8 protein-coding genes and 4 tRNA genes are annotated in these 10,865 nt (G+C 61.5%); 5 read left to right on the top strand and 7 right to left on the bottom strand.

Annotated elements, in window-relative coordinates:
* Nucleotides 1-209: 209 nt before the first annotated feature.
* Genes QT222_RS22460 through QT222_RS22450 form a run of 3 tightly spaced genes read left to right on the top strand, consistent with a single transcriptional unit; the run spans nt 210 to nt 3,537 of the window.
* A complete protein-coding gene (locus tag QT222_RS22460) occupies nt 210-1,112 on the top strand; it encodes a DoxX-like family protein (protein ID WP_004057845.1) in 903 nt (300 codons plus the stop codon).
* Complete coding sequence (locus tag QT222_RS22455) at nt 1,109-1,774, top strand: DUF4166 domain-containing protein (RefSeq protein ID WP_491478425.1); 666 nt, start codon at nt 1,109-1,111, stop codon at nt 1,772-1,774. The genes QT222_RS22460 and QT222_RS22455 overlap by 4 nt, the downstream gene beginning before the upstream one ends.
* Entirely contained in the window at nt 1,771-3,537 is a 1,767-nt protein-coding gene (locus tag QT222_RS22450; RefSeq protein WP_491478424.1) for a YndJ family protein, read from the top strand. Before QT222_RS22455 ends, QT222_RS22450 begins: the two co-directional genes overlap by 4 nt.
* Nucleotides 3,538-4,436: 899 nt before the next feature.
* Here QT222_RS22450 and QT222_RS22445 read toward each other — a convergent pair.
* From QT222_RS22445 to QT222_RS22435, 3 genes are all read right to left on the bottom strand, one after another.
* Nucleotides 4,437-4,511, bottom strand: a tRNA-Ile gene (locus QT222_RS22445).
* 99 nt (nt 4,512-4,610) lie between these two features.
* Nucleotides 4,611-4,714: transfer RNA gene (locus tag QT222_RS22440), tRNA-Asn, on the bottom strand.
* Between the two features lie 127 nt (nt 4,715-4,841).
* A tRNA-Asn gene (locus QT222_RS22435) sits at nt 4,842-4,945 on the bottom strand.
* Nucleotides 4,946-5,081: 136 nt separating this feature from the next.
* On the opposite strand from QT222_RS22435, the gene cca reads away from it, so the two are divergent.
* Nucleotides 5,082-6,446 (top strand): CCA tRNA nucleotidyltransferase, encoded by a 1,365-nt coding sequence (cca, locus tag QT222_RS22430; RefSeq protein WP_491478423.1) that lies wholly within the window; start codon nt 5,082-5,084, stop codon nt 6,444-6,446.
* Here cca and QT222_RS22425 read toward each other — a convergent pair.
* The 4 genes from QT222_RS22425 to QT222_RS22410 all read right to left on the bottom strand — a co-directional run bounded on the left by QT222_RS22425 (nt 6,425) and on the right by QT222_RS22410 (nt 10,222).
* The gene (locus QT222_RS22425; protein WP_004057851.1) at nt 6,425-7,438 is read right to left on the bottom strand and encodes a histone deacetylase family protein; all 1,014 of its coding nucleotides are present in this window, start codon (nt 7,436-7,438) and stop codon (nt 6,425-6,427) included. The two genes, cca and QT222_RS22425, sit on opposite strands and share 22 nt — an antisense overlap.
* On the bottom strand, nt 7,438-7,869 hold the full coding sequence (locus QT222_RS22420) for a histone (protein WP_004057852.1): 432 nt from the start codon (nt 7,867-7,869) through the stop codon (nt 7,438-7,440). The genes QT222_RS22425 and QT222_RS22420 overlap by 1 nt, the downstream gene beginning before the upstream one ends.
* A 160-nt stretch (nt 7,870-8,029) precedes the next feature.
* Nucleotides 8,030-9,493 carry a single-stranded DNA binding protein gene (locus QT222_RS22415; protein WP_004057853.1) on the bottom strand — a complete coding sequence of 488 codons (1,464 nt, stop codon included), beginning with the start codon at nt 9,491-9,493 and terminating at the stop codon, nt 8,030-8,032.
* Nucleotides 9,494-9,727: 234 nt separating this feature from the next.
* Nucleotides 9,728-10,222, bottom strand: a complete 495-nt coding sequence (locus tag QT222_RS22410; protein ID WP_491478422.1) for a hypothetical protein — start codon at nt 10,220-10,222, stop codon at nt 9,728-9,730.
* 244 nt (nt 10,223-10,466) lie between these two features.
* On the opposite strand from QT222_RS22410, the gene QT222_RS22405 reads away from it, so the two are divergent.
* Nucleotides 10,467-10,539: transfer RNA gene (locus tag QT222_RS22405), tRNA-Arg, on the top strand.
* Nucleotides 10,540-10,865 lie beyond the last annotated feature (326 nt).

Raw genomic sequence — 10,865 nt, 5'->3', positions numbered from 1 at the left:
TCAATATACCTGGCATATAACCCAGCGCTCAGTCCACACTTTGCAGCGACCAGCTGTTTCAGCTCATTTCGTGTCTGAAGAACTGGATTGCTGTAGAGACCTCTTTTGAAATACGGTACACTAATTCCTCAAGATTATGTAAGCGTTACACTAAGAAAGCGTATGGTTCCCGATGTTGTATGGTCCCACCGCAAGTTCGGGGCTGAGAAATGAGTGACGACGCAATCTACGTCGAGCGACTTGTCGACGGCCCGCTCGAGAGCGTCTGGGACCGAACCCAGGATCCAACGGAACACGAACGATGGGACCTCCGTTTCTCGACCATCGAGTATCTCCCTCGTGAGGAGGATGAACCGCAGCGGTTCACGTACGCGACTCGAATTGGGTTTGGCGTTGACATCGAGGGAACAGGTACGTCAGTCGCTACCAACGAAGATGGTGAGGAGACGACGTCAGTCCTCTCCTTCGAGAGCGGTGAACCGATCTCCCTCATCAGCGAGGGCCGTGGGTTCTGGCGATACGTCGAGACGGATGACGGCCTGCGCTTTCTCACCGAGTACAACTACGACACGCGGTGGGGACGACTGGGGCGGGTGATCGACCGAGTTGCTTTTCGCCCGCTACTCGGCTGGGCGACCGCAGTCAGCTTCGACGTGCTGGCCCGCTGGGTCGAGGAGGGAACACCCCCGGAGACGAGTTATCGGATGCTGCTCACCCACGCTGTCACGAGGATTGGACTGGCGCTCATCTGGATGTATCAAGGATTGATTCCTAAGCTGCTCGTCTTACACCCCGCAGAGCGTGCGCCCTTCGTCGGACTCGGGTTGGAGGCGATCGCGGCCGAAGCGGTGGTCGTGCTCGGTCTCCTTGAGGTCGCATTCGGGATCACCTTGCTTTGGCGGTGGCGTTCGGCCTGGCTTGCGTATCTCGGGGGGTTAGCACCGGTCGCGCTCACCGCAGGGGCAGTGCTCTCGGACCCCTCGCTTGCGCTCGGACCGTACAATCCGGTCGTCACGACCATCGGGATGGTTGCGCTCGGTGTGGCCGCCGGCCGCCTGGCGGGTCGGGTCCCGACGGCCGCGAACTGTCTGCGGACTCCTCCAGACGGATGAACAGCGTGTTCGAGCGCGCGCTTGGGCCAGCGTACGCGGACTTGCATCCGGCGATTCAGGAACGGTACGCGCTGACGAGTACCGATAACCGACGGTGCGTGGGCCATGGCCAGATGCGCTCGATCAAACGGAACCGACTCGCGCTTCCGGTGCTGTGGGCCGGGACTAATCGAAACCTGCTGTTCCCCGAGACTGGCACGGACGTTCCCTTCCAGGTGCGGACAGTCCCGTTCGACGAGAATGGCGTCGAATCGGTCGCGTACATTAGGTGGTTCGACGTGGGGCCAGGCCGTCGGTTCGACGCGTATATGCAGTACGATGAGGAGCGCGACTGTATCGTCGACGCACTGGGAACCTACCGGACACTCCATACGGAACTCCGACTGACAGCGACGTCGACAGGGGCGCTTCACATCGAGACGGGCGACCAGTGGTTCGTCTACGGACACCGGTCCATCGCACTCCCGAAACCACTCCGTGCAGACGTGAACGTGACTGAACGTTACGACGATGACCGCGACCGTTTCGAGATCGCGGTGGCGATCTCGAACCCACTCGTCGGATTCGTGTTCGGGTATGACGGGTGGTTCACCGTCGAGTATGAGGAGTCTCCGGGGCTCCGTTCCGAAGACGCCCCCGCGAACGTGGGTGATCTCCGGTGACCGTTGATGCCCGTGACAGGCACATCTCATCGGAGCTGCTCCCCACGTTCGCCGATGCGAGCGCCGTGCTGGGTGCCGTGGGATGGCTCATCCTCGTCGTTTCGGGGGTGTTCGGTCCGATTCAGGACATCATCGCATTGGCGATGCTCGTGTTAGTTCCGCTGGCGGTGCGCCTCGCGGACACCCCTCGACGAGACGGAACGCGGTCGGGGTGGTACCGGATCGCCGTCGTTGGACAGCCGATGATGGCTCTTCTCGGCGTGTTCTCGCTGACGATGCCGCCCGGGACCGCGGCAGTTCTGACGGCGCTTCCCTGGGCGGCCACGACGGGTGCCGTCGCCGGCTTCGGGGCGTGGCGACTGCTGCAACGAGGACCGTGGCCGATCGAAGAACTGTCGGTAGACGCTGGCCTGCTCTACATCGTGGTCGGCGGCGCGGCGTTGCTGTTCGACCGCGCTGGCGTGTCTCTCGTCTTCGAGCCGATTATCGTCACGCTCACCATCGTCCATTTCCACTACGCTGGGTCCGCCCTTCCCATCCTCGCGGGGATGGCCGGCCGACACGACCCTGGCGGGCGGTTTGATTCTCTCTTCCGGGTGGCGACAGCGATTATCGTGGTCGGGCCAGGGATCATCGGAACCGGTATCGCTGCCGTCGCCTTGGATTTCCCGCTGGCCGCGACGATCGAGTTCATCGCGGTCGCGTTTTTCACGACGGCCGTCGCGCTGTTCTCGGTGGCGGTTCTCGCTGGCGTCCTTCCACTGCTTTCGAGCTGGCCACAGCGGCTACTCCTCGGCGGTGCATCCCTCGCGGTGACTGTCTCGATGGGATTTGCCGTCGTATACGGGTTCGCACGGGCGACAGGCGGGACGTACTTCGGCATTGGCCCACAGTCATTTGGGACGATGGTCACCTACCACGGACAACTTAACGCGTACGGGTTCGCCGTGCCCGCGCTCGTCGGATGGCGGCTCGCAATCCCGGAATCCCGGGCTCGATCGCCCGGAATCCCAATCAGTCGCCTGACTGGTGGCTGGTCGATCGGCGAGGACTTCCTCGAGCGCCGAGAGCTGACCGGCGACGCCACCGTCTCGGGGATGATGGACGAGGTCGATGCGTATCAGTCCGATCGGTTCGATCCGTCCGCGGTCGCCCCCTCAGTCCGGCGATTCTTCGAGCGGTCTGGCGACTACGAACTGGCCGTCTCACCGGATTGGAAGACGCCGTGGCGTCAGCTCGCAATCCTGTATCGGCCGGTCGCGACCTGGATAGGACAACTGTCGGTGCCGCTCGTTTCCGCCACCGGTGAACTGGCGCTGTCCGGCCGTGTCGTTGCTGTGAACGGGGTGGATGCCCAGACCGGTGATCGGGCTTGGGTCCGATCGAACGCCGGTCGAGCCACCGGCGCCGATAGTATGACCTACGTCGGCATCTACGACAGATACGTTAGTACCGGCCGGTCGTACTTGCGGGTCACGTTTCCGCTCTCGGGGAGCAACCTGACTGGTATCCTGCGTGTCGAAAATGGCGGCGCTGACGGTGAAGCGCTCGTTTTATCCTCTTTTCCCGAAGATGGCAACGGTGACGATGCTGGGCTCTATCTACTGGTCGGCGGGGGTAGCGTGCGACTGCCACTGAACGAGACACTCGTCGTCGAACCTGATGATGAGAGTGGGAGCGTCCACGCAGTTCACCGCGTTGAGTTGCTTGGAGTGCGAGTGTTTACGCTTCGGTACGATATTCGTCTCGCCGTTGGAAGGTGATTTTCTAGTAGTGCTTGAGGAGCAGTATTTGATTAGCATCGGCTCTGTTGAAATCCTTAGAGCTTGATAGAATTGGCGTGACACAGACAGAGGGTGAGTTCAGCAAGCCATTGATGTTTGCTTCACTCGACCAGTGATGAAAAAGCCCTCAGGTAGTGCGCATTTACTGCTTCAATCTCGCACCGCTGTCTGCTCCGGAGGATATAGGTCGCATCACAGACATACAGTAAACAGTTGAATATGCACGACGCTATAGCCGAGACACTTCCGGGGTGGGCCACCTATCTTGCGGTGGTTTTCACCGTCGTTCTTGGTTTTCTTGTCGGCGATTTCTTTGGACTCGGTATTCTAAGTCGGGTTGTGGTAACGTTAGTTATCTATGTGATATTTAGTAAGACACTCGGCCTCATTTTGAACTAAAGAAGTACATACAGTTGCTTTTGTTGAGACTGAGAACGCTATGAATCTAACATCGAGGCCAGCGGGGTCGAGTGACCGACTTGCGCGCTGTATTCAGCACGGACTCAGAAAACTATCAGCGACTGAGCATTTCAACAGAGCCTTAGCATCCGGAATCGCCGACGCCTCAGGTATAGTAACGGGAGCGTGTCACAATTGTACGGACAACTGGAGGCCGAAGTCTAATATCACCGGCTCCCCGACAACAGACCGATACATTGGTTTCGAAAAGCACGGTACGCGGTCGCTCTTTTGGTGATTCTATTCACCGGCATCGCCTTCGCTACACAGATTGGCGAACAGTAGAAGCTACACAGATTGGCGAACAGTAGAATTTGGATGGGCCCCATGGGGTTCGAACCACGGTCGCAGCGGAGCTGCTCCCTGATTCGCACCCCATGAAGGAATGTTCGTCCCTCGCTATCGCTCGGGCACTAACATGGGCCCCATGGGGTTCGAACCCATGACCACCCGGTTATGAGCCGAGCGCTCTGACCAGACTGAGCTAGGGGCCCGCAGTCGATTCTTTTCTGTGGTCCCTCTTATGTCTTATCAGAAGTCGCCGTCTGCGGGCGACCGAAGACCAACCGCTCACCGAGAAACCACAACAGAAGCGCCGCCGCCAGGACTCGAACCTGGGACCACCTCGTGTCTGCGGACCGCAGCCGAAACTGCAATCCATAACAGCGAGGTGCTCTACCAACTGAGCTACGGCGGCTCGCACTCCAATGTCTCGGGAGCAGTTTGAAGTGGGTTTCGTTTTCGAAGTGTATCAGGAACCCAAAATTCGAGCGTCGGAAATAACAGAGACAGTCGCCACTCGAAAACGTTGAAAGTGAGAGAAGCGCCGCCGCCAGGACTCGAACCTGGGACCACCTCGTGGCTGCGGAAAACAGCCGGAACTGAATTCCCTAACAGCGAGGTGCTCTACCAACTGAGCTACGGCGGCTTTCGTCTGCACTCCTTCGTATTCGACGTTTCTTCATAGGGCTTTCGTTTTCGCACGACGGCTGACGGATGACACCGACTGACGAGGCTCCGGGAGCACCGTCACGCTTTCGCCCACCGACGCGGAAGCAACTGGCATGACGAACTCGGACCTCGCCGCGGTCGTCGCCGCAGTCCGCGAGCGCATCGACCCCGACGAGGAAGAACGTCGGGCGCTCGCCGAGGCGGCGGCGGAACTCGAATCCCGCGTCCACGACGCGCTGGCGGAGCTGCCGGTGGAGGCTGACGTGCTCCAAGTCGGCAGCACCGCCCGCGGAACGTGGCTCTCGGGTGACCGCGACATCGACCTCTTCGTTCGGTTTCCTGACGACCTCGACCGCGAGCAGTTGGCGGAGTACGGTCTCGAAGTCGGCCACGCCGTTCTCCCCGACGGCCACGAGGAGTACGCCGAACATCCGTACGTGAAAGGCGACTACGACGGCTTCGACGTCGACCTCGTTCCCTGTTACGACGTGCCCACGGCCTCTGATATTCGCTCGGCCGTCGACCGCACGCCGTTCCACAACGAGTACCTCGTGGAACGGCTGGACGACGACCTCGCGGCCGACGTACGCGTGTTCAAGCGCTTCCTGAAGGGCATCGGCGCATACGGGAGCGACCTCCGAACGGAAGGGTTCTCGGGCTACCTCGCCGAATTGCTCGTGCTCGAACACGACGGCTTCGAACCCCTACTACAGGCAGCCACCGATTGGCACCCGCAGGTCGAATTCGCCCCGGAAGACCACGGAACGCGGACGTTTTCGGACCCACTCGTCGTTATCGCCCCGACGGACCCGGAGCGAAACGTCGCGGCCGTCTGCTCGGCAGCAAACGTCGCGCGACTTCAACACTACGCCCGAGACCTGCTGGCAGACCCGCGCGAGGAGCTATTCTTCCAAGCTGGCCCGCCGGCGCTCGATGCGGAAGCAATCCGTTCGCATCTCGACCGCCGCGGGACGACGCCAGCAGCGGTCGTCTTCGATGCACCGGACCTCGTGGACGACCAACTCTACCCGCAACTTCGGAAGTCGCTCGACGGTATCGCGGACGAACTCGATAGGCGAGGATTCGACGTGTTCCGAACCGAGTTGTTCGCCGCCGACGACGACGCGGTACTATTTGTCGAACTGTCGGTCGCCGAGCGGCCCGCAGTCGAACGCCACGTCGGGCCACCGGTCCACGTCCGACAGCACGCAGAGGGTTTCTACGGAGCGTACGAAAACGGCAACGGCTACTACGGCCCGTTCCTCGATGGTGACCGCTACGTCGTCGAGCGAGAGCGTGAGTTCACCTCCGCGACGAAGTTCCTTACGAGCGACGCGCTGTTCGACGTTGCGCTCGGAAAACACGTGGAATCGACGCTTCGAGAGGACGGATACGACGTGCTCGTCGGCGACGAGGTAGCCACCCTCGCCGCGACGTTCGGTGCGGAGTTAGGTCGTTACTTCGACCCGAGACCGTGAGCGTCTCGAACCTCGTCGATGAGGTCGACGTTCTCCTCGGCCGGGTCTTCGTCGGGGTCCATTGCGAGTCGCCCGTCGAACGTCTCGTGGACGATTGCGACGCCTTCTGAGAGCGTGTCGAGCCCGTATCCTCCTTCGAGGACGAACGCGATGGCGGTGTCGATATCGTCACAGAGTTCCTGGACGCGCTTTGTGAGCATCGCGTAGCCCTCAGTTGAGACGCGCATCCGCGAGATTGGGTCGTGCCGGTGTGCGTCGAAGCCTGCACTCACGATAAAGAGGTCGGGGTCGAACTGCTCAACTGCGGGTGCGATGGCCTCCTCGAACGAGTAGACGTAGTCAGCGTCGCCCGCACCGGCGCGGAGTGGAATGTTGAGCGTCGACCCTTCGGCACCGTCCTCGCCGGTCTCTTCGATTTCGCCAGTGCCGGGGTAGAGTCCTTCTTCGTGAATCGAGGCGTAGAACACGTCGTCGCGGTCGTAGAAGATGTCCTGTGTGCCGTTTCCGTGGTGAACGTCCCAGTCGAAGATGGCGACGCGCTCGGCGAGACCGTCGTCGATGACGGCTTGCGCGGCGACGGCGGCGTTGTTGAAGAAACAAAATCCCATTGCGTCGTCCTCGACGGCGTGGTGGCCCGGAGGCCGGCCGATTGAAAACGGAGTGTCGCGCCCGTCGTCGCCCGCAAGAGCAGACCGTGCGGCCCACTCGGCGAGTCCCGCGGAGGCGAGTGCGGCGACCCACGACTCCTCGACAGCAACGGTGTCCGGGTCCCAATTCCCACCGCCGCGCTGACAGAAGTCGTGGAATTCGTCGACGTACGCGTCCTCGTGGACAGCCGCGACGGTCGATTTATCGGCTGGTGCCGCTTCGATATACTCGACGCCGTGGCGCTTCGCCAGTCCGCGGCGAATCGCACGGAGTCGGTCGGCGGTCTCCGGGTGTCGCGCCCCGGTATCGTGTTCGAGACACGTTTCGTTGTAGCCGAAGCGCATTATTCGAAGAGGGAGAAGTAGGTCTCGATGTCCTCGGCTTGGACCGTTCGCCGGTCGGCGTGGTGTGCGAGTTTGACGGCGGCACCCGCCACGTTGTTGGCGTAGTCTTCGAGGATATCGGCCAGTGCGATTCGAGCGTCCATCGCGACGCGGTAGCGGTCGTCGATTCGGAGGCGAGCGATGCGGTCGATAGGCGCGATGGGGAGATACAGGTCGTCGCGGTCGACGACCTGCTGGACGCCGAAGTCCGCGGCCATCAACGTCTTACGACCGTCCGCCGTCGCCCGTTCGGCGGCGTCTATCGCCAACTCAGCACCGTGGTCCTGAATCCGGCGGGCGAGTGCTTCCGCAGCGCCTGCGCTGACTCGCAACTCACCTGCGTTCTGCCGGATAATCGCGTCTACCGGGGCGAACGGTAGCTCGACACTCATACCCACATATCGGGTTCGTGTGGCGTATAATCCTTTCCGTAGCGGTGCCTTCTGGATTTTAGCTCACGCACCGCTCGCTGGCGGCGTAACGGTGCGGTTTCGACCTGTAAGGGAGGCGTCAAACGCGCGCTGGACGCGTGTCAGCGGCGCGTGTCCCGCGTTACCGCTGTGCGCCCGTGTGAACTTCGACCGTCTCCGCGTCGATGCGGTCGTCGGTCTCCGTCCCGTTGACCGTCACCTCGTCGCCGAGTCCGAGGTCGGCGTCGGTCTCGACGGTCTTCGTCTGCGAGCCATCGTCGAGGATGACGGGGTTGCCCGCCTGGACGACTGTGCCGGTGAACTCGACTGGTTCACCGGACTCATCAGACGTTCCGGTCGCGGATGCGCCCGACGACGCGACGTTTTCTGATTTGTCGCCCGCGGACGACCCCGACGCGCTTCCGTCGTCGGAGAAAGCACCGAGACCTTGGTCGCTCGTCGCCGTCGCGTCGGCGTCGTTGCTTCCACCCGTGCCGTCAGGGGCGTCGTCCATGACCGTGACGGAAGAACGCCAGCCGGCGGAGGCTTCGAGGTCGTCCTGCCAGCCCTCCTTGATTTGCACGTCCGTGATGACGACGTAGTCGGCGAGGTCGACGTCGGTGTCAGCTTTCTCGCCCCAGAGGGCGACGCGGATGTCGCCGGTGTCGTCTTTCACGCGGATGTTTCGAACCTGTCCCTGCGAGCCATCGTCGCGGTCGAAGGTGCGCTTGCCGTCGGATTCGATGACGCCGCCCGCGATATCGACCGTCTGGCCGAGTTCGAGCGCTTCGATATCGGTTGTCTCGGGAACGTACTCGATATCCTCGTCGATGACCTCGACCGCACCGCGCGAGCCGACGTGGAGTTCGAGCGAGCCGTCGCGTTCGCGAACGTAGCCGTCGACGACTTCGACCGACTCGCCGGTTTCGAGTTCTTCCACGAGGTCTGCACGCTCGTCCCAGAGCGTGACGCGGATGCGACCGGTCGGGTCGCCGATGGAGAGGTTCGAGACACGGCCTTCGGTGCCGTCGTCGCGGTCGAAGGTTCGGACGGTTCCGGTGTCGAGAATCGTGCCTTCGAGATTCACGTCCGAAAGACCGAGTGCGAGGTCTTCGACGCGGTAGGTGTCGAGCACCTGCACGTCGACTTCGGCGTCGATGTCCTCTTCGACCTTGCTCGCGCTCACTTCGACGCCGTTGTAGCCCTCTTTGGGCCGACCGCCGACGCGGAGTACGGTTCCAACTTCGAGATTCTCCTTGGCCCCGGCGGCCATTCCGTCCCACAGCGAGACGCGGATTCGGCCGGTCTCGTCGGCGACTTCGATGTTGATGACCTGTCCGTCTTCGTCCTCGTCGTCGCGTTCGAAGGTGCGGAGTTCGCCGATACTTACGACCTTAGCGAGGAACTTCACGTCCTCCATCCCGGGTTCGATGTCGGCGATACCGTTTACCTCCTCGTCGCGGAGCTCGTGGGCGATGAGCATCGCCGCCGTCTCCTCGTCGGCGAGGCCTCCCATCTGTTCGACCTTATCTTTGACCGCCGCTTCGAACTTCTCGAACTCGACATCGGTGTCGAGGTCGTCGTAGACATCCTCGATGACGCCCATCAGGCGTCACCTCCCTGCACAAAGCGCGCACGTCGCGGCAGACCACACGTCGTACTCATACTATGGACGAACAGGGAAGGCCCGCGCTTAAGCGTTGTTTTCCGTCTGGTTGACGACCGGGATAGATGGCGTGAATCGAGCGACATGGCGGTGGTGGCTCCGGTTTCTGATATGAACCTTCGGTGACTGCGGGGCGAGGAGTGTCGGGGCTGTCGGTGCCGACAGTAGTCCATCTCAGTCACTCCGGTCACGGCGGGAAACTTCTCGCCGTCCGTTCACGTCGTCGTGGATGACGACGACACGTCCCGGGAGTCCGGCCTCGAAACTGAGTGTGAGTTCGTAACCCCGCGTGACGAGCGCCTGCGTACACACCTCGTCTGGTTCGGCGTCCACGACCGTCTTGACCACGACAGTCGCGACATCCGACTCTACATCGTAGTCGGCACGGGCGAGACGAGCAACCGCACACCCGTTCCGTCCCCAGAGGCAGCCCGAAACCGTGGCACCCGTTTTGGTGTACGTAACCTGTGCTTTTCCGTCGTCCGGGCAGTCGTCGGCCGTCTGCGGGGAGAACGACCGCTCGACGAGTCGCGGATGCTTCGGCGTCTCCGTCGGTGAGGTAGTCGTCTCGGTTTCCGTCGGCGACTCGCCCCCGTTGCCGTCGCCCGTACACCCTGCGAGCGCGGCACACAACCCGGCGGTTCCGACGAGGAGGGTACGTCGTTTCACGATTAATAGTACGATATCTCACAAAAAAGAGCTTGCGCACCGTTGGCTCACTCGGTGCCGCAAGCCCGCTCGGTACCGGTTAACCGGTGAAACTGGGCTGTTTCATCAACATTCAAGGCGGATATTCCGAGGCTGTTGACCGCGTCGTTTGAACCAGCCCCGTGCCGTGGTCCCTCGGTTCACTGGCAGTTCACATCGTAACCGTCTTAAGTAACCGTCGAGTACCGAAGGATGCAGCAAGACAGTCCTGGTAGGGTAGTGGACTATCCTCTTGGCTTGCGGAGCCAGGGACCGGAGTTCAAATCTCCGTCAGGACGTTTTCCTTCCGAAACAACACCTCCGAGAGACCTCTGCGTCTCTCGGTCTGTTCGGTACTAAACAGCACTGAAGAGATTTAAACAGGGAGCGAACGCGGTGAGTGACCGGGTCCCCGCGAGTACCACGAGCGGGGGCTCGTGAGGCGCGAAGCGTCTCACGGTGTTCAAATCTCCGTCGGAACGTTACTTCTCTAAAATCTGCTTTCTGAAGTCCGCTGTAGCTCTCGACGGGTCGTGGAAAACCCCTACATCGGCGTTTACATTCACCACCCGGCGAGACACAGAGCCGCTGAAGTGTTTGATTTCAAAACAATCATGACACCGGA

Source organism: Haloferax sp. s1, from assembly GCF_058382125.1.
The sequence above is the reverse complement of the archived record's forward strand: the minus strand, read 5'-3'. Positions and strand labels throughout refer to the sequence as shown.